Below are 21,594 nucleotides of genomic sequence, written 5' to 3' on the forward strand. Positions count from 1 at the left end.
TGGCATTGAGGAGAAGCTCATGGCCGGCGCAAAAGAGATACGTAGTAAGATCGCAAGCGTCCAGAACACGCAAAAGATCACTAAAGCGATGGAGATGGTCGCCGCTTCCAAAATGCGTAAATCGCAGGATCGCATGGCGGCCAGCCGTCCTTATGCAGAAACCATGCGCAAAGTGATTGGTCACCTTGCAAACGGTAATCTGGAATATAAGCACCCTTACCTGGAAGAACGCGACGTTAAGCGCGTGGGCTACCTGGTGGTGTCGACCGACCGTGGTCTGTGTGGCGGCTTGAACATTAACCTGTTCAAAAAACTGCTGGCGGATATGAAAGCATGGTCTGAAAAAGGCGTTCAGTGCGATATCGCAATGATCGGCTCTAAAGGCGTCTCTTTCTTTAACTCCGTTGGTGGCAACATTGTCGCTCAGGTGACCGGTATGGGTGATAACCCGTCCCTGTCCGAACTGATCGGACCGGTTAAAGTGATGTTGCAGGCCTATGATGAAGGCCGTCTGGACAGACTGTACGTTGTCAGCAACAAATTCATTAACACCATGTCTCAGGTTCCAACGCTCACTCAGATGCTGCCGTTACCGGCATCAGAAGATGACGAGCTGAAGCAAAAAGCCTGGGATTACCTGTATGAACCCGATCCGAAACCGCTGCTGGATACCCTGCTGCGTCGTTACGTTGAATCTCAGGTTTATCAGGGCGTTGTAGAAAACCTGGCCAGCGAGCAGGCCGCACGAATGGTGGCGATGAAAGCCGCGACCGATAATGGCGGCAGCCTGATTAAAGAGCTGCAGTTGGTTTACAACAAAGCTCGTCAGGCCAGCATTACTCAGGAACTCACCGAGATCGTCTCGGGGGCCGCCGCGGTTTAACCAGGTTTACGAATTACGTAGAGGATTCAAGATGGCTACTGGAAAGATTGTCCAGGTAATCGGCGCCGTGGTGGACGTCGAGTTCCCTCAGGACGCCGTACCACGCGTGTACGACGCGCTTGAGGTACAGAATGGTAACGAGAGCCTGGTGCTGGAAGTTCAGCAGCAGCTCGGCGGCGGTATCGTGCGTACCATCGCGATGGGTTCTTCCGACGGTCTGCGTCGTGGTCTGGAAGTCAAAGACCTTGAGCACCCGATCGAAGTCCCGGTAGGTAAAGCAACACTGGGTCGTATCATGAACGTATTGGGTCAGCCAATCGACATGAAAGGCGACATCGGTGAAGAAGAGCGTTGGGCTATCCACCGCGCGGCACCTTCCTACGAAGAGCTGTCCAGCTCTCAGGAACTGCTGGAAACCGGTATCAAAGTTATCGACCTGATGTGTCCGTTTGCGAAGGGCGGTAAAGTGGGTCTGTTCGGTGGTGCGGGTGTAGGTAAAACCGTAAACATGATGGAGCTGATCCGTAACATCGCGATCGAGCACTCCGGTTACTCTGTGTTTGCGGGCGTAGGTGAACGTACTCGTGAGGGTAACGACTTCTACCACGAAATGACCGACTCCAACGTTCTGGACAAAGTATCCCTGGTTTACGGCCAGATGAACGAGCCACCTGGAAACCGTCTGCGCGTTGCGCTGACCGGCCTGACGATGGCTGAGAAGTTCCGTGACGAAGGCCGTGACGTTCTGCTGTTCGTTGATAACATCTATCGTTACACCCTGGCCGGTACTGAAGTATCTGCACTGCTGGGTCGTATGCCTTCAGCGGTAGGTTATCAGCCAACGCTGGCGGAAGAGATGGGTGTTCTTCAGGAACGTATCACCTCTACCAAAACCGGTTCTATCACCTCCGTTCAGGCGGTATACGTACCTGCGGATGACTTGACTGACCCATCTCCAGCCACCACCTTTGCGCACTTAGATGCAACCGTGGTACTGAGCCGTCAGATCGCGTCTCTGGGTATCTACCCAGCCGTTGACCCGCTGGACTCCACCAGCCGTCAGCTGGATCCACTGGTTGTTGGTCAGGAACACTACGACACCGCGCGTGGCGTACAGTCCCTGCTGCAGCGTTACCAGGAACTGAAAGACATCATCGCCATCCTGGGTATGGATGAACTGTCTGAAGAAGACAAACTGGTGGTAGCACGTGCGCGTAAGATCCAGCGCTTCCTGTCCCAGCCGTTCTTCGTTGCGGAAGTATTCACCGGTTCTCCGGGTAAATACGTTTCCCTGAAAGACACCATCCGTGGCTTTAAAGGCATCATGGAAGGCGAATACGATCACCTGCCAGAGCAGGCGTTCTACATGGTTGGTTCCATCGAAGAAGCTGTGGAAAAAGCCAAAAAACTTTAACGCCTTAATCGGAGGGTGATATGGCAATGACTTACCACCTGGACGTCGTCAGCGCAGAGCAACAAATGTTCTCTGGTCTGGTCGAGAAAATCCAGGTAACGGGTAGTGAAGGTGAACTGGGTATCTTCCCGGGTCACGCACCGCTGCTCACCGCCATTAAGCCTGGTATGATCCGCATCGTTAAACAGTTCGGTCACGAAGAGTTTATCTATCTGTCCGGCGGCATTCTTGAAGTGCAGCCTGGCAGTGTGACCGTTCTGGCCGATACCGCTATTCGTGGCCAGGATCTCGACGAAGCGCGAGCCCTGGAGTCGAAGCGTAAGGCTGAAGAGCACATTAGCAGCTCTCATGGCGACGTGGATTACGCTCAGGCGTCTGCGGAGCTGGCCAAAGCGATCGCGAAACTGCGCGTTATCGAGTTGACCAAAAAAGCGATGTAACACCGGCTTGAAAAGCACAAAAGCCAGTCTGGATACCAGGCTGGCTTTTTTTTTCGGCCTTAATTCATGATGAAAAAGATGTAGAATTTTAAGCATCAAACGTTTTTACTTCTCACTCAAACAACCGTCAGGATGCGTATGTCAAACAGTGCGATGAGCGTGGTGATCCTTGCCGCAGGCAAAGGGACCCGCATGTATTCCGACCTGCCTAAAGTGCTTCACACGCTTGCAGGAAAGCCAATGGTGCAGCACGTCATTGATGCAGCGAATGAATTGGGCGCCAGTCAGGTCCACCTGGTCTACGGCCACGGCGGCGATCTGCTTAAAAAGACGCTGAGCGACGACAAGCTCAACTGGGTGCTTCAGGCCGAGCAGTTGGGTACAGGCCATGCCATGCAGCAGGCAGCGCCCTTCTTTGCGGATGACGAAGACATTTTGATGCTCTACGGCGATGTCCCGCTGATCTCCGTTGAAACGCTGACTCGCCTGCGTGAAGCCAAACCGCAGGGCGGCATCGGTTTATTAACCGTCGTGCTGGACGATCCAACCGGTTATGGCCGTATCACCCGTGAAAACGGCAACGTTACGGGTATTGTTGAGCATAAAGATGCCAGCGAGGCGCAGCGTCAGATTCAGGAGATCAACACCGGTATCCTGATTGCCAATGGTGCGGATATGAAGCGCTGGCTGTCGAAGCTCAATAACAATAACGCCCAGGGTGAATACTACATCACCGACATTATTGCGATGGCATACCTGGAAGGGCGCGAGATTGCGGCGGTCCATCCGGCGCGCATCAGCGAAACCGAAGGGGTGAACAACCGTCTTCAACTCTCCCGTCTTGAGCGCGTTTATCAGTCCGAACAGGCCGAGAGACTCCTTCTGGCTGGCGTGATGCTGCGCGATCCGGCGCGTTTCGATCTGCGTGGCACGTTATCTCACGGGCGCGACGTTGAAATTGATACTAACGTTATCCTCGAAGGTCACGTCACGCTGGGCAACCGCGTCAAAATTGGCGCTGGCTGCGTGATCAAAAACAGCGTCATTGGTGACGACTGTGAAATCAGCCCGTACAGCGTGGTGGAAGATGCCCGTCTGGATGTGGCCTGTACCATCGGCCCGTTTGCGCGTTTGCGCCCGGGTGCTGAGCTGCTGGAAGGCGCTCACGTGGGTAACTTCGTGGAGATGAAAAAAGCGCGTCTGGGTAAAGGCTCTAAAGCCGGTCATCTGACCTATCTGGGCGACGCGGAAATTGGCAATAACGTGAATATTGGTGCAGGGACGATTACCTGTAACTATGACGGCGCCAATAAGTTTAAAACGATCATTGGTGATGACGTGTTCGTTGGCTCCGATACGCAGTTGGTGGCGCCTGTTACCGTGGGTAACGGGGTGACCATTGCCGCTGGAACAACCGTAACGCGCGATGTGGCCGAGAACGAGCTGGTATTAAGCCGCGTTCCGCAGGTCAGCAAGCAGGGCTGGAAACGCCCGGTGAAGAAAAAGTAACAACAAGGCGGGGGGCGCTACGCTTACCCGCCCTACGATTGAGTAGGCCTGATAAGGCGTAGCCGTCATCAGGCAAACCCGGGAGAGGAGATAAATATATATCTCCCCCCACAAGCAGTACCCATAAAAATAACCCCACTCTCTACAAGGCTCGGGGTGCCCGGAAAGGGCAAATACAGGTCAGCGACAACGCAGGCATAATGCCTAAATTCGGAATATAAATTATGTGTGGAATTGTTGGCGCAGTTGCGCAGCGTGATATTGCTGAAATCCTTCTCGAAGGTTTACGTCGTCTGGAATACCGTGGTTACGACTCTGCCGGTCTGGCTGTCGTCGATGCAGAAGGTCATATGACCCGTCTGCGTCGTCTCGGTAAAGTGCAGATGCTGGCCCAGGCCGCGGAAGAACATCCGCTGCACGGGGGAACCGGTATTGCGCACACCCGCTGGGCGACGCACGGCGAACCGTCTGAAGGCAACGCGCACCCGCATGTGTCTGAACACATCGTGGTCGTGCACAATGGCATTATCGAAAACCACGAACCGCTGCGTGAAGCACTGAAAGCGCGCGGCTACACCTTCGTCTCTGAAACTGACACCGAAGTGATTGCTCACCTGGTGCACTGGGAACTTGAGCAGGGCGGTACGCTGCGTGATGCGGTGCTGCGTGCTATTCCTCAGCTGCGCGGTGCGTACGGTACGGTGATCATGGATTCCCGCGACCCGTCAACGCTGCTGGCCGCGCGTTCCGGTAGCCCGATGGTTATCGGCCTGGGCATGGGTGAAAACTTTATCGCTTCCGATCAGCTGGCACTGCTGCCGGTAACGCGTCGCTTTATCTTCCTCGAAGAGGGGGATATCGCCGAAGTGACTCGCCGCAGCGTAACCGTGTTCGATACCAAAGGCGAGCAGGTGAAACGTCAGGAGATCGAATCGAATCTGCAGTACGACGCGGGCGACAAAGGCGCTTACCGTCACTACATGCAGAAAGAGATTTACGAGCAGCCAAACGCCATCAAAAACACCCTGACCGGGCGCATCAGCCATGGTGAAGTGGATCTGAGCGAGCTGGGCGCAAACGCGAACGAACTGCTCAGCAAGGTCGAGCATATTCAGATCGTGGCCTGCGGCACCTCCTACAACTCCGGTATGGTCTCTCGCTACTGGTTTGAATCTCTGGCGGGCGTGCCGTGCGACGTAGAAATTGCGTCTGAGTTCCGCTATCGCAAATCTGCCGTGCGTCGTAACAGCCTGATGATCACCCTTTCCCAGTCAGGTGAAACGGCAGATACCCTGGCGGCGCTGCGTCTCTCTAAAGAGCTGGGTTATCTGGGTTCTCTGGCCATCTGTAACGTCCCGGGCTCATCGCTGGTGCGTGAATCCGATCTGGCGCTGATGACCAAAGCGGGTACCGAAATCGGCGTGGCCTCCACCAAGGCGTTTACCACTCAGCTGACGGTTCTGCTGATGCTGGTGGCGAAACTGGCGCGTCTGAAAGGTGAAGATGCCTCTGTTGAGCATGACATCGTTCACGGTCTGCAGGCGCTGCCGAGCCGTATTGAGCAGATGCTGTCTCAGGACAAACGCATTGAAGCTCTGGCGGAAGATTTCTCTGACAAACATCACGCCCTGTTCCTGGGCCGTGGCGATCAGTATCCGATTGCGCTGGAAGGCGCGCTGAAGCTGAAAGAGATCTCTTACATTCACGCTGAAGCCTATGCGGCAGGCGAGCTGAAGCACGGTCCGTTGGCGCTGATTGACGCGGATATGCCGGTTATCGTCGTGGCACCGAACAACGAACTGCTGGAAAAACTGAAGTCCAACATCGAAGAAGTCCGCGCCCGTGGCGGCGTGCTGTACGTCTTTGCTGATAAAGATGCCGGTTTCGCCAGCAGCGACAACATGCACATCATCGAGATGCCGCATGTGGAAGAGGTGATTGCGCCGATCTTCTACACCGTTCCGTTGCAGCTACTGGCCTATCACGTGGCGCTGATCAAAGGCACCGACGTTGACCAGCCGCGTAACCTGGCGAAATCGGTTACTGTAGAATAATCCCTTCAGGCTCCACCTTCGGGTGGAGCTTTTTTATCCCGCCTGGTTTGTTTTTAATCAATTCGTTCACGTTTTTAATAATGACAATTTGTTATCTTCAGCTACTTTTTTCAGTGTCACATAAAGAAAATATTTCTGAAAACGGTTCGTCATAAAAGTGGCTAACACGATGAAAATTAAGCTTTATTTTGCTTATTTTTAAGTGAAATTTTCATTGTCATAAAACTGTCATAATTCGTACATTTATCTGTCACCTGTTTGTCCTATTTTGCTCATCGTAGCCACTAAACAACGATTTACGAAAATCTTGCAGGAGACATTATGAAAGTTATGCGTACCACTGTCGCAACTGTTGTCGCCGCGACCTTATCTCTGAGCGCGTTCTCTGTATTTGCAGAAGCAAGCCTGACTGGCGCTGGTGCAACCTTCCCTGCGCCGGTGTATGCCAAATGGGCGGATACCTACCAGAAAGAAACCGGTAACAAGGTTAACTATCAGGGTATCGGCTCCTCCGGTGGCGTAAAACAAATTACCGCGAACACGGTTGATTTCGGCGCATCAGATGCTCCGCTGTCTGATGACAAACTGGCTCAGGAAGGCCTGTTCCAGTTCCCTACCGTGATCGGTGGCGTGGTTCTGGCGATCAACCTGCCGGGCGTGAAGTCGGGTGAGCTGGTGCTGGACGGCAAAACCCTGGGTGACATCTACCTGGGCAAAATCAAAAAATGGGATGACGAAGCGATCGCCAAACTCAACCCAGGCCTGAAGCTGCCTTCCCAGAACATCGCCGTGGTTCGCCGCGCGGATGGTTCTGGTACCTCTTTCGTGTTCACCAGCTACCTGGCGAAAGTGAACGAAGAGTGGAAATCTAAAGTCGGCTCCGGCTCTACCGTTAACTGGCCTACCGGTCTGGGCGGTAAAGGTAATGACGGTATCGCCGCGTTCGTACAGCGTCTGCCTGGCTCCATTGGCTACGTAGAGTATGCGTACGCGAAGCAGAACAACCTGTCCTACACCAAACTGGTGTCTGCCGACGGCAAACCGGTTAGCCCGACCGAAGAGAACTTTGCTAACGCCGCCAAAGGCGCTGACTGGAGCAAATCCTTCGCGCAGGATCTGACTAACCAGAAGGGCGAAGGAGCGTGGCCAATCACCTCTACCACCTTCATCCTGGTGCACAAAGAGCAGAAGAAACCTGAACAGGGCGCTGAAGTGCTGAAGTTCTTCGACTGGGCATACAAAAACGGCGGCAAACAGGCTAACGCTCTGGATTACGCCACCCTGCCAGACAACGTGGTTGAGCAGATTCGCGCTGCATGGAAAACCAACGTGAAAGACAGCAGCGGTAAAGCGCTGTACTAACAGGATATATTTAACGAAGATGGCGGGTGGCGCTGCGCTTACCCGCCCTACGGTTTACTCTGTAGGCCCGGTAAGCGTCAGCGCCACCGGGCATATTCGTAAAAACGTCTCAAACAGAAGAGTAATTTATGGCTGCAACCAAGCCTGCATTTAACCCTCCGGGTAAAAAAGGTGACATGATTTTCAGCGCGCTGGTCAAACTGGCTGCGCTGATTGTGCTATTGCTGCTGGGCGGCATTATCGTGTCTCTGATTTTCTCCTCCTGGCCGAGCATCCAGAAATTCGGTTTCTCCTTCCTGTGGAGTAAAGAGTGGGATGCGCCGAACGATATCTACGGTGCACTGGTGCCGATTTACGGCACGCTGGTGACCTCGTTCATCGCCCTGCTGATTGCGGTTCCGGTAAGTTTCGGTATCGCCCTGTTCCTGACGGAGCTGGCGCCGGGCTGGCTGCGTCGCCCATTGGGTATCGCCATCGAACTGCTGGCGGCCATCCCAAGTATCGTCTACGGCATGTGGGGTCTGTTTATCTTTGCGCCGCTGTTCGCCACGTACTTCCAGGAACCGGTGGGTAACGTCCTCTCTGCCATTCCGTTTGTGGGGGCCCTGTTCTCTGGCCCGGCTTTCGGTATCGGCATTCTGGCGGCGGGTGTGATCCTCGCCATCATGATTATTCCGTACATTGCGGCGGTCATGCGCGATGTCTTCGAACAAACGCCGGTGATGATGAAAGAGTCGGCCTACGGCATCGGCTGCACCACCTGGGAAGTGATCTGGCGCATTGTTCTTCCGTTCACCAAAAATGGGGTGATCGGGGGCGTGATGCTGGGCCTGGGTCGTGCACTGGGTGAAACCATGGCGGTCACCTTCATCATCGGTAACACCTATCAGCTCGACAGCGCGTCGCTTTATATGCCGGGTAACAGTATTACCTCTGCGCTGGCAAACGAATTTGCGGAAGCGGAATCGGGTCTGCACGTCGCGGCGCTGATGGAGCTGGGTCTGATTCTGTTCGTTATTACCTTCATTGTTCTGGCGATTTCCAAGCTGATGATTATGCGTCTCGCTAAAAATGAGGGAGCACGCTAATGGCCACTCTCGAAATGCAAGCTACTGCTGAACTGGCGGAATCCCGCCGCAAAATGCAGGCCAGACGCCGCATGAAAAACCGCATTGCCCTGACGCTCTCTATGGCGACGATGGCATTCGGTCTGTTCTGGCTTGTCTGGATCCTCTTCTCAACGGTCGTTCGCGGGATTGACGGAATGTCACTCTCGCTGTTCACCGAAATGACGCCGCCGCCGAACACGGCGGGTGGTGGCCTGGCGAATGCCCTGGCGGGCAGCGGGTTGCTGATCCTCTGGGCCACGGTCTTCGGCACGCCGCTGGGCATCATGGCGGGCATCTACCTGGCGGAATACGGTCGTAAATCCTTGCTGGCGGAAGTCATTCGTTTCATTAACGACATTTTGCTGTCAGCCCCGTCTATCGTCGTAGGTCTGTTCGTTTATACCGTCGTGGTGGCGCAGATGGAACACTTCTCCGGCTGGGCGGGCGTCATTGCGCTGGCGCTGCTGCAGGTGCCGATTGTGATTCGAACCACCGAGAACATGCTAAAACTGGTGCCGGACAGCCTGCGTGAAGCGGCTTACGCGCTGGGTACGCCAAAATGGAAGATGATCTCTGCGATTACGCTGAAGGCGTCGGTCTCCGGGATCATGACCGGTATCCTGCTGGCGGTGGCGCGTATTGCGGGTGAAACGGCACCGCTGCTGTTTACGTCCCTCTCCAACCAGTTCTGGAGCACGGACATGATGCAGCCGATCGCCAACCTACCGGTGACGATCTTTAAATTTGCGATGAGCCCCTTCGCGGAATGGCAGCAGCTGGCCTGGGCCGGGGTGCTGATCATTACCCTTTGCGTACTGTTGCTGAACATTCTGGCGCGCGTCATTTTCGCGAAGAAGAAACACGGTTAATTTTTTACGGCGCGGCAGCTCGCGGCGCCGAATGAGGAAATGAGTCAATGAGTATGGTTGATACTGCCCCGGGTAAGATTCAGGTTCGTGATTTGAACTTCTACTACGGCAAATTCCATGCCCTGAAGAACATCAACCTGGATATCGCGAAGAACCAGGTCACGGCATTTATCGGTCCGTCCGGCTGTGGGAAATCCACGCTGCTGCGTACCTTTAACAAAATGTATTCGCTCTATCCGGAGCAGCGTGCTGAAGGGGAAATCATCCTCGACGGTGAAAACATTCTGACCCAGGCTCAGGATATTGCCCTGCTGCGCGCGAAAGTGGGGATGGTGTTCCAGAAACCCACGCCATTCCCGATGTCCATTTATGACAACATCGCCTTTGGCGTTCGCCTGTTTGAAAAGCTCTCCCGTGCCGATATGGATGAGCGCGTGCAGTGGGCTTTGACCAAGGCCGCATTATGGAACGAAACCAAAGATAAGTTGCACCAGAGCGGGTACTCTCTCTCCGGTGGTCAGCAGCAGCGTCTGTGCATTGCGCGCGGTATTGCGATCCGCCCGGAAGTGTTGCTGCTGGATGAGCCGTGTTCAGCGCTGGACCCGATTTCAACCGGTCGTATTGAAGAACTGATCACCGAGCTGAAGCAGGATTACACCGTGGTTATCGTGACCCACAACATGCAGCAGGCTGCGCGTTGCTCCGATCACACGGCGTTTATGTACCTGGGTGAATTGATTGAGTTCAGTAACACGGACGATCTGTTCACTAAGCCCGCGAAGAAACAAACCGAAGATTATATTACTGGCCGCTACGGTTGATTTGCCTTAGTGCATGTGGAGAAACCATGGACAACCTCAATCTTAATAAACACATTTCCGGCCAGTTCAACGCAGAGCTGGAAAGCATTCGCACCCAGGTGATGACCATGGGCGGCATGGTCGAGCAGCAGCTTTCTGATGCGATTACGGCGATGCACAACCAGGACAGCGAGCTGGCGAAGCGCGTCATTGAAGGCGATAAAAACGTCAACATGATGGAAGTGGCTATCGACGAAGCCTGCGTGCGCATTATCGCGAAACGTCAGCCGACGGCGAGCGACCTGCGTCTGGTGATGGCGATCATCAAAACCATCGCCGAGCTGGAACGTATTGGTGACGTCGCCGATAAAATCTGCCGCACCGCGCTGGAGAAGTTTTCGCAGCAGCATCAGCCGCTGCTGGTCAGCCTGGAGTCACTGGGCCGCCACACCGTGCAGATGCTGCACGACGTGCTGGATGCCTTTGCGCGGATGGATCTGGACGAAGCGGTGCGTATCTACCGTGAAGACAAGAAGGTCGATCAGGAGTATGAAGGCATCGTGCGCCAGCTGATGACCTACATGATGGAAGATTCCCGTACGATCCCGAGCGTGCTGACGGCCCTGTTCTGCGCGCGTTCTATCGAGCGTATCGGTGACCGCTGCCAGAACATTTGCGAATACATTTTCTACTTCGTGAAGGGTCAGGACTTCCGTCACGTGGGCGGCGACGAGCTGGACAAGCTGCTGGCGGGTAAAGATCCGAAAGAGTAATCCTGTCATCTGATAACAACGCCGGTACTCACCGGCGTTGTTATTTCTAGTGTAATCACAATTTTCCCCTTCATCCGTTGCCTGACGTTCGAAACGCGCTAACGTGAGACGAAAAAACAGCAAAGGATGGTATATGAAAAATTCATTAGCGTGCCTGGCGATGGCCATCAGCATCGGGATCGGTACTGGAACAGACGTTATTGCCGCACCGTTGCCGGTCACACCTGACCAGACTACCCCGGTCAGCCACTATGTGACCCAGGTTAATGCGGATAAAAGCATTACGTTTCGCCTGTTTGCACCCGGCGCAACGCGAGTCTCCGTGGTGACGGGGTCAATGCCTGAAAGCCAGGTTTCCCATGATATGACGAAAGAGAAAAATGGCGTCTGGTCATGGAAAAGCGAGCCGATGGCCCCGAATCTCTACGAATATTATTTCGACATCGATGGTTTCCGTTCAGTTGACACGGGAAGCCGCTATCAAAAACCCCAGCGGCAGGTGAACACCAGCCTGATTCTGGTTCCGGGCAGTATTCTCGACGATCGTCCTGTACCGCATGGCGATCTGACGACCTTGACCTGGCACTCGCCGTCGCTCAAGTCAGAGCGCCGCGTCTATGTATGGACTCCCCCTGGCTACAACGGCACAGGGGAACCCTTACCGGTGCTCTACTTCTACCATGGTTTTGGGGATACCGGGCTTTCGGCCATCGACCAGGGCCGTTTGCCGCAAATCATGGATAACCTGATGGCCGAAGGGAAAATCAAACCGATGCTGGTGGTGGTACCCGACACCGAGACGGAGAGCACTGAGGCCATCCCCGAGAACTTCCCACCGGCAGAACGACGGAAGTCTTTCTATCCGCTCAATGCGAAAGCCGCAGACCGTGAACTGATGAGCGAGATTATTCCGCTGGTGGATACACGCTTCAACGTGCGTAAAGATGCGGCAGGCCGGGCGCTGGCGGGATTGTCACAGGGCGGTTATCAGGCGCTGGTCTCCGGGATGAATCATCTGGAGAGCTTCGGCTGGCTGGGAACGTTCAGCGGCGTTACCACGACAACCGTGCCTGACGAAGGCGTGGCCGCACGCTTTAAGCAGCCTGAGGCCATTAACCGGCAGCTGCATAACTTCACCGTCGTTGTGGGAGAGCGCGATTCGGTGACCGGCAAAGATATCGCCGGTCTGAAAGCGGAGCTGGAAAAGCAGGGCATCAAATTCGACTATAAAATGTACCCCGGTCTGAACCACGAAATGGACGTCTGGCGTCCGGCCTATGCTGAGTTTGTTCAAAAGCTCTTCAGATAAACCTGTCGCCCTCCCTGCCGGGAGGGGCGGCTTAACGCGTAATATTCCACCCGCGCGCCTTCCACAGCGCGGGTAGCTGCGCCAGATCGGTGAAGGTCGTGACTTTTGGATGATCGATCGGCTTGTTGTGCGGGTCGGCGCAGAAGTAAAACACCTCCATTCCCGCATCAATCCCCGACTGCGCGCCCGCAGACGAGTCATCCACCAGAATGCAGTGCTCTACGTTAACGTTCATCGCCTTTGCCGCATGGAACATCAGTGCCGGGTCCGGCTTCCAGCGCTGGATATCGTAGCCGCTGAACAGTTTTTCCGGGAAGTGGTGCAGCATCTCAAGCTTGCCGAGCGAGTGCTGCATTTTGCTGACCGGTCCGTTGGAGACCACGCAGATCGGCACCGTCATGGCATCCAGCAGCGCGTTTGCGCCCGGAATCACCTCCAGCTCCGAATCGAACAGGCGTGCAACCTCGGCGCGGTACACCGGTTCCAGAGCCGCCTTCTCCAGGACGACGCCGTGTTCTTCGTTAATGATGTCGATGATCTCGTAGAGCTTCACGCCCTTAAAGCGTTTAAACACCTCGTCGAGTTCCAGCGTAATGCCAAATTCCTGGAACATGGCCACATACGCGCGGGAACAAATGACCTCACTGTCGACCAGCGTACCGTCGCAGTCGAAAAATACCGCTTCAATTCCGGACATGCCTTTCCCTTTTAACCAGTTTAACGTTTACGTACGGCAGTTCACCGGAACGCAATCGTTGCCGTATAAGCAAATTCAATGAAAAAAGTATCACGTAACCGCCACTATTGTCGCATTTTGGTATAGGATAGCGACGAATTTTCCCTCCTTGTTCGGAAATTGATGATGAGTCAACAACACACTACCCAGACATCTGGTCAGGGTCTGCTTGAGCGCGTGTTTAAACTGCGCGAGCACGGCACGACGGCACGCACCGAAGTGATCGCCGGTTTCACCACCTTCCTGACGATGGTCTATATCGTTTTTGTTAACCCTCAAATTCTGGGCGTTGCTGGCATGGATACCAGCGCCGTCTTCGTGACTACCTGTCTGATCGCGGCCCTCGGCAGCATTCTGATGGGTGTGTTCGCTAACCTGCCGGTCGCGCTGGCCCCGGCGATGGGTCTGAATGCGTTCTTTGCCTTCGTGGTGGTTCAGGCGATGGGGCTGCCGTGGCAGGTGGGTATGGGCGCCATCTTCTGGGGCGCGGTTGGCCTGCTGCTGCTGACCATTTTCCGCGTGCGTTACTGGATGATTGCGAACATTCCCGTGAGCCTGCGCGTGGGCATCACCAGCGGTATCGGTCTGTTTATCGGGATGATGGGGCTGAAAAACGCCGGCGTGATCGTGGCGAACCCGGATACGCTGGTGAGCATCGGTCACCTGACCTCGCATAACGTGCTGCTGGGCGTGCTGGGCTTCTTTATCATCGCTATCCTGGCTTCCCGCAATATTCATGCGGCGGTGCTGGTCTCCATCGTGGTGACCACGCTGCTGGGCTGGATGCTGGGCGATGTTCACTATAACGGCATCGTTTCCGCGCCACCGAGCGTCTCTACCGTTGTTGGCCATGTTGATCTGGCGGGTTCCCTGAACCTGGGCCTGGCGGGCGTGATTTTCTCCTTCATGCTGGTGAACCTCTTCGACTCCTCCGGTACGCTGATCGGCGTGACCGACAAAGCGGGTCTGGCAGATGAGAAAGGCAAATTCCCGCGCATGAAGCAGGCGCTGTTTGTGGACAGTATCTCCTCTGTGACCGGCTCATTTATCGGGACCTCGTCTGTGACCGCTTACATCGAATCCTCTTCCGGGGTTTCTGTGGGTGGCCGTACCGGCCTGACGGCGGTTGTAGTGGGTATTCTGTTCCTGCTGGTGATCTTCCTCTCTCCGCTGGCGGGCATGGTGCCTCCGTACGCTGCAGCGGGTGCGCTGATCTACGTGGGTGTGCTGATGACCTCCAGCCTGTCGCGCGTGAAGTGGGATGATTTAACCGAAGCGGTGCCGGCGTTTATTACCGCCGTGATGATGCCGTTCAGCTTCTCGATTACCGAAGGTATCGCGCTGGGCTTTATCTCTTACTGCGTAATGAAGATCGGTACCGGCCGCTTCCGCGACCTCAGCCCGTGCGTCATCGTTGTGGCGCTGCTGTTTGTACTGAAGATTGTGTTTATTGACGCGCACTAAGGTGCGGTTTGTGGTGTCAGGTGGCGCTTCGCTTACCTGACCTACTGACGAGTGTAGGCCCGGTAAGCGCTAGCGCCACCGGGCTTTTTTATCAGGCTTTAACCCGCTTAATATAATCCCCGAACGCCGTCAGCTGGCCAGAGAGATGGTCGCGCGTGCTCTGATCCACCACCTCACCCGTTTGCGGGTTGACCTTGTTCTGAATCACTCCGCCCATAAATTCCGGCTTGTTCATCACCATCGCATCGAGGAAGACCAGGATCTGACGCAGGTGATACTGGCAGCGCGCGCCGCCAATCGCGCCCATGGAGCTGGTCTGGATCAGCACCGGTTTGCCTGACAGCGGCTGCTCAGGTAAACGGGACAGCCAGTCGATGGCATTCTTCAGACCACCGGGTACAGAGTAGTTGTACTCTGGCGTGACGATGACCACGCCGTCAGCCTGGCGAATCTGCTCTGCCAGCGCCTCAACGCTCTGCGGGAACCCTTCTTCCTGCTGTACGTCAGCATCATAAAGCGGAATATCGCCAATAGACGGCAGGGCGCTAATTTCCATACCTGCAGGCGCCAGCTGTGGCAGCGTGCGGGCTACCATCCCGTTAAATGAACCTTTGCGCAGGCTTCCCAGTAACGTAACAACTTTCAACGTATCAGACATGATTACTCCTGTTTCATCATGATGACCCTGATTGGATCAGCTAAGGGTGAATGCTTTTTCTGCCGGTAAACTGGTTAATCGCATCAGACGTGCGGCGGGCTCGTTGGCGCGCTCGGGCACATCAGGAAGGCTACGCCATCCCTGTTGACTGTCAAATTCCCAGATTTTCATGCGTTCGATGGCGGGGGTCACCGCGATGGACCAGATGAGCACATCCTCCGCGTCGCAGAGCGCTTCTACCAGCGTGGCCTGGGTGGCGCGCAGACGTCCGGAGCCAGGCAACAGTTGCAGCAGGCTGGCGTCGTCTGAGGCGCATCCGCAGAGCTTGCGAATGCTCTGGCGCAGGGTAATGAGCTGGGCTCTGGCTTCAACAGGATCGTTCTGGTTGCGTACCCACAGCTTCTCATTGCTGGAGAGCGGATAGTCTTCATGCGCGTTACCACCGTGGAAGCTGCGCGTCGCGCGCTGAAGCTCCATATCAAGCCCACAGTCCCCTTCGGTGGTCAGCGCGACCCCAATGATATTGCCCGTGTAGGCAATGGAAAAACGAGGGAGATCCGGGTCGGCAAAGACCGGGCGGCCTTCTGGCTGGGTAATGATGTCCGGCAGCTCGCTGGTGCCGTACAGCATAAACATCAGTTCTGCGAGAAGCGCTCGGGACGCTAAAAACCGCGACCTGCGATGCTCCGGAAGAGTGAGTGCTTCACGGTGACAGGCTGAAGAAATTCTTGCCGATACGAGACGTCCTTCTGTAAGTATCCCTCTTGCAAAGTGCGTAGCCATTTTTCGCTCCTTGATAATGGTCGTAATCGGTTAAACGGTTACATGATTATCGCTTAACTTGCCTCCTGTTTTAATCAGTAAATGGAAGTAAGAGAAGCCTTAGGACCGAACTTTACATTTTCTTAGGCAAAAATTGGATCGCTCGCACCGTACAGCGCCTTGATGGTCTCCCGCAGCCAGAGAATTTTGGGATTATGGCTGTTCCGTTTATGCCAGATCAGCGTGAAGGGCACGGTCAATTTATCCGCCTGCTCCTCATCAATGGGGATCGGAAGCGCGATCAGCTTACGCTGGTGGAGTTCATTGTAGTGGTGACAGTAGTGCGGGGCGGTGGCGATATAGTGATGGCCGGGCTGCGCCGCCATAAACATCGCCTGTTCGAAGCCCGGCAGGCTCATGGCGATAGTGCGATCGCGTCCCATCTCCTTTAACACCTCATCAAGCGCCCAGGTATCGCTGCGTTCCCAGAAGATGCTGATGTGGGGATAGCGCAGGAAGGTCTCCAGATTCCACTCTTGCTGAAGCGCCGGATGATCCTCGCGCAGATAGACGCAGGGGCGGTCGCTGAACAGGATTTCGTAGTCGATAAACCACGGCATCAGCTTAAGCAGCTCGCGGGATCGCGGATGCGTTTCACGCCCGGTGAAGCCCAAATCCACCTCGCCACGCGTAATCGCGTCCAGCGAGTCGTAATCCCACTGGCGCATTTTCACCGTCGCCTGCGGATAGCGCTGGTTCACCTGCTCCAGCAGGGTATTGAAGCGGATCAGCATCAGCGGCGTTTCCGCGGCCAGCACGAACGTCAGCCCGCCCGGAGAATCATGATGGAATTTATCGAGGATCTGGTTGCCGATTTGCATCCAGTCAGCCAGATCCTGCTCCAGGCTCACCGTCAGCGGCGTCGGCAGTAGCCCTAGCGGCGTTTTGACAAACAGCGGGTCATCGAACCAGTCGCGCAGCTTGGCCAGCGATTTACTCACCGCCGACGGCGTCACGTTCATCCGCTTCGCCGCTTTGGTAACGCTGCGCTCCTGCAGCAAAAGCTGCAGGCACAGCAACAGGTTAAGATCGAGACTGCTGATGGGCTTCTTCATAGTGCGCCGCGGGCTGGATGACCATAAGTAAGGTAATGCAGACTATGCTACAGCCAATCAGAACCCCGATCAGCATATTCAGCGCGTTAAGCCCGATGACTGCCGCCAGCCAAATCCACAGCGACGAGCCGCAGACCTGCGCGATCCCCAGCACCGAACTCGCCACGCCTGCCCGCAGCGAGAAGGGACCAAGCGCCTGGCTCATCGCCACGCCAAAGCCAACCGAGAACCCGGCACAAATGAGCGTAATGCCCACCAGCATCACCGCATGTGAGCTGGCGGTCGCCAGGATCGCGCCTGCGGCAAGGAATAAAACCTGTGAGGTCACCATCAGCGTGCGCTGGCGGAAGATATTCAGCGCAAACGGGGTGGAGAACGACACAGCCATACTGACCATCGCGGTTAATGCCATCACCGTTGAATACTCACCGCGATCGAAGCCCATGGTCTCCATCAGCAACACCGGGGAAACGTTTACATAGGTCAGGATCACCGCCACGCTTAGCGTGGTCACGGTCAGACGGCTGAGGAAAAAGCGGTTTAGAAGCTTCTCTGCCGGGTGAATGGTCGCGGTATGGCCGGTATTCTGCGAGCCCGGGTGGGTCTCTTTCAGCACGGCAATCGACAGGACAAACACCAGCGCGCCCATCGCCGCCATGGTCCAGAACAGGCTCTGCCACGGGAACTTCAGCATGATCAGATAGCCCACGACCGGGGCCAGCACCGGGATGATGCAGGTAATGCCGTTCAGCATCGACAGCACTTTGGCGCGACGCTGGGCGCTTAAGGTGTCGCGCAAAATGGCAAACGCCACCACGTAGCAACCGCCCGCACCGATGCCCTGGATAAAGCGCCCGGTCAGGAACACGGTGCTGTTTTGCGCCTGTGAGCAGATAAGGGATGCCAGGGCAAAAACGATGGCACCGGCGATTGCGACAGGCTGACGGCCTGCTTTATCCGCAATCTTCCCGGCAAAGACCATCGACGATGCCATCCCCGCGAGGTAGGCCGAAAACGCAATATGCAGCTGCGCTTCGCTGGCGCCCAGATCGCGGGCGATATGCGGTAATCCCACCAGATACATATCAATACCGGACGGATAAAGCAGAACTAATGCGAAACTACAAAACAGAAAACGCGCCATAAACCCCCCATAGATGCAGGCATGCAGGATAGGGGGTGAAAAGGGATTAGGCGAGTTGCCATTTGGACAATGGTGATTTCCCAGGAGGAAATCACCATGGATTAGCGGGAATTACTTGCCAATACAGAAGCTCGAGAAGATCCGTCCCAGCAGATCGTCCGACGTAAACTCCCCGGTGATCTCGCTCAGATTCTGCTGCGCCAGACGCAGCTCTTCCGCCAGCAGTTCACCTGCCCACGCGCCAATCAGCTGCGCTTTGCCCTGGTCAAGATGGCGTGCCGCCTCTTCCAGCGCCTGCAGGTGACGGCGACGCGCCAGGAAGCCGCCTTCCATGCTGGTGTCAAAGCCCATGCTCTGCTTGAGATGGTTACGCAGGTCGTCCACGCCTTCACCGGTCCGCGCCGACAGGCGAATCAGTGAGTGACCATTCACATCGCTGATACCGAGCGTTTCGCCGGTCACGTCCGCTTTGTTACGCACCACGGTGATCGGCAGTTTGGCCGGCAGACGGGCAATAAAGTCCGGCCAGATCTCTGCCGGGTCAACGGCGTCGGTCGTGGTACCGTCCACCATAAACAGCACGCGGTCGGCCTGCTCGATCTCCTGCCAGGCGCGTTCGATACCGATGCGCTCAACCTCGTCGCTGGCATCGCGCAGACCGGCGGTATCGATGATGTGCAGCGGCATGCCGTCGATGTGGATGTGCTCGCGCAGCACGTCGCGAGTGGTGCCGGCAATGTCGGTCACGATCGCTGCTTCACGGCCCGCCAGGGCGTTCAGCAGGCTCGATTTACCGGCGTTCGGGCGTCCGGCAATCACCACCTTCATCCCTTCACGCAGCAGGCTGCCCTGGCGCGCTTCTGCACGAACGGCGTCGAGATCGGCCATCACCTGGTTGAGCTGGGCTTCGATTTTGCCGTCAGAGAGGAAGTCGATCTCCTCGTCCGGGAAGTCGATAGCCGCTTCCACGTAGATCCTAAGGTGAGTAAGTGCTTCCACGAGGTGATTCACACGCGCGGAGAATGCCCCCTGCAGGGAGTTAAGGGCGGAGCGGGCCGCCTGTTCAGAACTGGCGTCGATCAGGTCAGCAATGGCCTCCGCCTGCGCCAGGTCGAGCTTGTCGTTGAGGAAGGCACGCTCGGAGAACTCGCCCGGCTTCGCAATGCGCAGGCCCGGCAGGGTCAGGATACGTTTTAACAGCAGGTCGAGGATAACCGGGCCGCCGTGGCCCTGAAGCTCCAGCACGTCTTCACCGGTAAAGGAGTTCGGGCCGGGGAACCACAGCGCAATGCCCTGGTCCAGCGGCGTGCCGTCGGCATCTTTAAACGGCAGGTAATCAGCGTAGCGCGGCTTTGGCAGTTTACCCAGCACCGCTTCGGCCACCTCGCGTGCCTTCAGGCCGGAGATACGCAGAATGCCAACACCACCGCGTCCCGGTGGGGTTGCCTGGGCGACGATAGTGTCGTTATGGCTCATGGTTGCTCTCGTTCAATACAAATAAAAAAGGCGGTCAATCGACCGCCCTTATTTTAGCGTTAACTTATCGGATCAGGACTTTTTCTTTTCGCGGCTATGCAGGCCACGTTTTTCCAGACCACGGTAAATCAGCTGCTGCTGGATGATGGTCACCAGGTTGCTGACGATATAGTACAGCACCAGACCTGACGGGAACCACAGGAAGAACACGGTGAAGATGACCGGCATAAAGGTCATGATCTTCTGCTGCATCGGGTCGGTCACGGTGGTCGGCGACATCTTCTGGATGAAGAACATCGTCACGCCCATCAGGATCGGCAGGATGTAGTACGGGTCCTGTGCGGACAGGTCATGGATCCAGAGTGCGAACGGCGCGTGGCGCAGCTCAACGGAACCCATCAGCATGTAGTACAGCGCAAGGAAGATTGGCATCTGAATCAGCAGCGGGAAGCAACCACCCAGTGGGTTCACTTTCTCTGCTTTGTACAGGGCCATCATTTCCTGGCTCTGACGCTGTTTGTCATCGCCCAGACGCTCACGCATTGCCTGAATCTTCGGCTGCAGCATGCGCATCTTCGCCATGGAGGTGTACTGCGCTTTAGTCAGCGGGTACATGATGCCACGAACGATGAAGGTGATAACGATGATGGAGAAGCCCCAGTTACCCAGGAAGCTGTGGATGAACTTCAGCAGCTTAAACAGTGGCTGAGAGATGAACCACAACCAACCGTAATCCACGGTCAGATCCAAGTGCGGCGCAACAGCGGCCATTTTGTCCTGAATTTCCGGGCCAACCCACAGGGTGCTGGCCAGCTTACCGGTTTGACCCGGCTGTACCAGAACCGGCTGAGATTTGTAGCCGATGGCTGCAAGGCCGTTACCCAGGTTCGCGGTATAGAAGTTGTTGGTACCGTCGTTATTTGGCACCCACGCCGTCGCGAAATACTGCTGCAGCATCGCCACCCAACCGCCTTTAGCGCTGACGTTCAGGTTTTCGTTATCGGCAATGGTGTCGAATTTGTATTTCTCGTACTTCGCGTCAGGCGTGGAGTACGCCGCGCCACGGAAGGTGTGCAGCGCAAAGTTGCTGCTTCCGGTGTCACGGTGAGACGGCAGATTGATGGATTGCTTCAGCTGGCCAAAGGTCGACAGCTCCAGCGGTTTCGCGCTGGCGTTCTGTACGCTGTAGCCCACGTTCACCGCATACTCACCGCGCTTCAGGGTGAAGGTTTTGGTGAAGGTGTTGCCTGCGGCGTCGGTATAGGTCATCGGGATAACGAGTTCGTTCTGGCCATCAGCCAGCACAAAGGTGTCGTTCTCGACGTTATACAGTGGACGCGCACCGTTAGCCGGGTTATCCGGGCCATCACGACCGGTCAGGCCGCTCTGCGCCTGGTAGATAAACTCAGGCGTGGTTTCCAGTAACTGGAACGGTTCGTTAGACTTCAGCTCTTTCGGGTAGGTCAACAGCAGCGCCTGCTCAACATCACCACCACGGGTGTTGATTGTCAGCTCAAGCACATCGGTCTTAACCGTAATCTGTTTCCCCTGGCCACTGGCCGGTACGCCCTGGTCGGCGGCGCTACCCGCTGCGGTGGTCGTAGTCTGCGTGGTCTGCTGCTGGGGTTGAGGATTTTTATCCTGCTCCCATGCCTGCCAGATCATGAAAGACACGAACAACAAAGCGATGATAAGAAGATTGCGTTGCGAATCCATC

General features: G+C 55.8%; 19 protein-coding genes. 12 read left to right on the top strand and 7 right to left on the bottom strand.

What is annotated here, in order from left to right; translation table 11 throughout:
- Nucleotides 1-19: 19 nt before the first annotated feature.
- The 11 genes from atpG to FHC52_RS13710 all read left to right on the top strand — a co-directional run bounded on the left by atpG (nt 20) and on the right by FHC52_RS13710 (nt 12,522).
- Nucleotides 20-883, top strand: a complete 864-nt coding sequence (atpG, locus tag FHC52_RS13660; RefSeq protein ID WP_008500191.1) for a F0F1 ATP synthase subunit gamma — start codon at nt 20-22, stop codon at nt 881-883.
- A 31-nt stretch (nt 884-914) separates the two neighbouring features.
- Nucleotides 915-2,297, top strand: a complete 1,383-nt coding sequence (atpD, locus tag FHC52_RS13665; protein WP_003862362.1) for a F0F1 ATP synthase subunit beta — start codon at nt 915-917, stop codon at nt 2,295-2,297.
- A 20-nt stretch (nt 2,298-2,317) separates the two neighbouring features.
- On the top strand, nt 2,318-2,737 hold the full coding sequence (locus tag FHC52_RS13670; RefSeq protein WP_006177560.1) for a F0F1 ATP synthase subunit epsilon: 420 nt from the start codon (nt 2,318-2,320) through the stop codon (nt 2,735-2,737).
- Nucleotides 2,738-2,875: 138 nt separating this feature from the next.
- Nucleotides 2,876-4,246: a bifunctional UDP-N-acetylglucosamine diphosphorylase/glucosamine-1-phosphate N-acetyltransferase GlmU gene (gene glmU, locus FHC52_RS13675; RefSeq protein WP_058653733.1), complete on the top strand. Its 1,371-nt coding sequence runs from the start codon at nt 2,876-2,878 to the stop codon at nt 4,244-4,246.
- A gap of 224 nt (nt 4,247-4,470) precedes the next feature.
- On the top strand, nt 4,471-6,300 hold the full coding sequence (glmS, locus tag FHC52_RS13680; protein ID WP_008500188.1) for a glutamine--fructose-6-phosphate transaminase (isomerizing): 1,830 nt from the start codon (nt 4,471-4,473) through the stop codon (nt 6,298-6,300).
- A 321-nt stretch (nt 6,301-6,621) separates the two neighbouring features.
- Entirely contained in the window at nt 6,622-7,662 is a 1,041-nt protein-coding gene (pstS, locus tag FHC52_RS13685; RefSeq protein WP_008500186.1) for a phosphate ABC transporter substrate-binding protein PstS, read from the top strand.
- Nucleotides 7,663-7,790: 128 nt separating this feature from the next.
- Nucleotides 7,791-8,750 (top strand): phosphate ABC transporter permease PstC, encoded by a 960-nt coding sequence (gene pstC, locus FHC52_RS13690; protein WP_008500185.1) that lies wholly within the window; start codon nt 7,791-7,793, stop codon nt 8,748-8,750.
- Nucleotides 8,750-9,640: a phosphate ABC transporter permease PstA gene (gene pstA, locus FHC52_RS13695; protein ID WP_008500184.1), complete on the top strand. Its 891-nt coding sequence runs from the start codon at nt 8,750-8,752 to the stop codon at nt 9,638-9,640. The genes pstC and pstA overlap by 1 nt, the downstream gene beginning before the upstream one ends.
- A 47-nt stretch (nt 9,641-9,687) precedes the next feature.
- Nucleotides 9,688-10,461 carry a phosphate ABC transporter ATP-binding protein PstB gene (gene pstB / locus FHC52_RS13700; protein ID WP_008500183.1) on the top strand — a complete coding sequence of 258 codons (774 nt, stop codon included), beginning with the start codon at nt 9,688-9,690 and terminating at the stop codon, nt 10,459-10,461.
- Between the two features lie 26 nt (nt 10,462-10,487).
- Nucleotides 10,488-11,213 carry a phosphate signaling complex protein PhoU gene (gene phoU / locus FHC52_RS13705; protein WP_008500182.1) on the top strand — a complete coding sequence of 242 codons (726 nt, stop codon included), beginning with the start codon at nt 10,488-10,490 and terminating at the stop codon, nt 11,211-11,213.
- A 160-nt stretch (nt 11,214-11,373) separates the two neighbouring features.
- A complete protein-coding gene (locus FHC52_RS13710) occupies nt 11,374-12,522 on the top strand; it encodes an esterase (RefSeq protein ID WP_087450469.1) in 1,149 nt (382 codons plus the stop codon).
- Between the two features lie 31 nt (nt 12,523-12,553).
- Here the strand turns inward: FHC52_RS13710 and yieH are convergent, their stop codons facing one another.
- Nucleotides 12,554-13,219, bottom strand: a complete 666-nt coding sequence (yieH, locus tag FHC52_RS13715) for a 6-phosphogluconate phosphatase (protein ID WP_047748097.1) — start codon at nt 13,217-13,219, stop codon at nt 12,554-12,556.
- Between the two features lie 165 nt (nt 13,220-13,384).
- Here yieH and adeP point away from each other — a divergent pair, with 165 nt between their 5' ends.
- Nucleotides 13,385-14,722 carry an adenine permease AdeP gene (gene adeP, locus FHC52_RS13720; protein ID WP_021242668.1) on the top strand — a complete coding sequence of 446 codons (1,338 nt, stop codon included), beginning with the start codon at nt 13,385-13,387 and terminating at the stop codon, nt 14,720-14,722.
- A gap of 91 nt (nt 14,723-14,813) precedes the next feature.
- Here adeP and FHC52_RS13725 read toward each other — a convergent pair whose 3' ends face one another.
- From FHC52_RS13725 to yidC, 6 genes are all read right to left on the bottom strand, one after another.
- Complete coding sequence (locus FHC52_RS13725) at nt 14,814-15,380, bottom strand: NADPH-dependent FMN reductase (RefSeq protein ID WP_126288251.1); 567 nt, start codon at nt 15,378-15,380, stop codon at nt 14,814-14,816.
- 36 nt (nt 15,381-15,416) lie between these two features.
- The gene (locus FHC52_RS13730; RefSeq protein ID WP_023293689.1) at nt 15,417-16,163 is read right to left on the bottom strand and encodes a 4'-phosphopantetheinyl transferase superfamily protein; all 747 of its coding nucleotides are present in this window, start codon (nt 16,161-16,163) and stop codon (nt 15,417-15,419) included.
- A gap of 122 nt (nt 16,164-16,285) precedes the next feature.
- A complete protein-coding gene (yidZ, locus tag FHC52_RS13735; protein ID WP_008500176.1) occupies nt 16,286-17,257 on the bottom strand; it encodes an HTH-type transcriptional regulator YidZ in 972 nt (323 codons plus the stop codon).
- On the bottom strand, nt 17,226-18,401 hold the full coding sequence (locus FHC52_RS13740; RefSeq protein ID WP_126288247.1) for an MFS transporter: 1,176 nt from the start codon (nt 18,399-18,401) through the stop codon (nt 17,226-17,228). Before FHC52_RS13740 ends, yidZ begins: the two co-directional genes overlap by 32 nt.
- A gap of 111 nt (nt 18,402-18,512) precedes the next feature.
- Nucleotides 18,513-19,877 carry a tRNA uridine-5-carboxymethylaminomethyl(34) synthesis GTPase MnmE gene (gene mnmE, locus FHC52_RS13745; protein ID WP_032654291.1) on the bottom strand — a complete coding sequence of 455 codons (1,365 nt, stop codon included), beginning with the start codon at nt 19,875-19,877 and terminating at the stop codon, nt 18,513-18,515.
- A gap of 72 nt (nt 19,878-19,949) precedes the next feature.
- The gene (gene yidC / locus FHC52_RS13750; protein ID WP_008500173.1) at nt 19,950-21,593 is read right to left on the bottom strand and encodes a membrane protein insertase YidC; all 1,644 of its coding nucleotides are present in this window, start codon (nt 21,591-21,593) and stop codon (nt 19,950-19,952) included.
- Nucleotide 21,594: the final 1 nt, after the last annotated feature.

It is taken from the genome of Enterobacter sp. EC_64, assembly GCF_019584165.1.
Taxonomy (GTDB): Bacteria; Pseudomonadota; Gammaproteobacteria; order Enterobacterales; family Enterobacteriaceae; genus Enterobacter; species Enterobacter roggenkampii.

Bases quoted from the DNA above. Each gene is read 5' to 3' on its own strand.
- yidC (WP_008500173.1), bottom strand. From the start codon at position 21,593: ATGGATTCGCAACGCAATCTTCTTATCATCGCTTTGTTGTTCGTGTCT.
- mnmE (WP_032654291.1), bottom strand. From the start codon at position 19,877: ATGAGCCATAACGACACTATCGTCGCCCAGGCAACCCCACCGGGACGC.
- FHC52_RS13725 (WP_126288251.1), bottom strand. From the start codon at position 15,380: ATGTCTGATACGTTGAAAGTTGTTACGTTACTGGGAAGCCTGCGCAAA.
- atpG (WP_008500191.1), top strand. From the start codon at position 20: ATGGCCGGCGCAAAAGAGATACGTAGTAAGATCGCAAGCGTCCAGAAC.
- pstS (WP_008500186.1), top strand. From the start codon at position 6,622: ATGAAAGTTATGCGTACCACTGTCGCAACTGTTGTCGCCGCGACCTTA.
- yieH (WP_047748097.1), bottom strand. From the start codon at position 13,219: ATGTCCGGAATTGAAGCGGTATTTTTCGACTGCGACGGTACGCTGGTC.
- FHC52_RS13670 (WP_006177560.1), top strand. From the start codon at position 2,318: ATGGCAATGACTTACCACCTGGACGTCGTCAGCGCAGAGCAACAAATG.
- FHC52_RS13710 (WP_087450469.1), top strand. From the start codon at position 11,374: ATGGCCATCAGCATCGGGATCGGTACTGGAACAGACGTTATTGCCGCA.
- pstC (WP_008500185.1), top strand. From the start codon at position 7,791: ATGGCTGCAACCAAGCCTGCATTTAACCCTCCGGGTAAAAAAGGTGAC.
- yidZ (WP_008500176.1), bottom strand. From the start codon at position 17,257: ATGAAGAAGCCCATCAGCAGTCTCGATCTTAACCTGTTGCTGTGCCTG.
- phoU (WP_008500182.1), top strand. From the start codon at position 10,488: ATGGACAACCTCAATCTTAATAAACACATTTCCGGCCAGTTCAACGCA.
- FHC52_RS13730 (WP_023293689.1), bottom strand. From the start codon at position 16,163: ATGGCTACGCACTTTGCAAGAGGGATACTTACAGAAGGACGTCTCGTA.
- pstB (WP_008500183.1), top strand. From the start codon at position 9,688: ATGAGTATGGTTGATACTGCCCCGGGTAAGATTCAGGTTCGTGATTTG.
- pstA (WP_008500184.1), top strand. From the start codon at position 8,750: ATGGCCACTCTCGAAATGCAAGCTACTGCTGAACTGGCGGAATCCCGC.
- glmU (WP_058653733.1), top strand. From the start codon at position 2,876: ATGTCAAACAGTGCGATGAGCGTGGTGATCCTTGCCGCAGGCAAAGGG.
- glmS (WP_008500188.1), top strand. From the start codon at position 4,471: ATGTGTGGAATTGTTGGCGCAGTTGCGCAGCGTGATATTGCTGAAATC.
- atpD (WP_003862362.1), top strand. From the start codon at position 915: ATGGCTACTGGAAAGATTGTCCAGGTAATCGGCGCCGTGGTGGACGTC.
- adeP (WP_021242668.1), top strand. From the start codon at position 13,385: ATGAGTCAACAACACACTACCCAGACATCTGGTCAGGGTCTGCTTGAG.
- FHC52_RS13740 (WP_126288247.1), bottom strand. From the start codon at position 18,401: ATGGCGCGTTTTCTGTTTTGTAGTTTCGCATTAGTTCTGCTTTATCCG.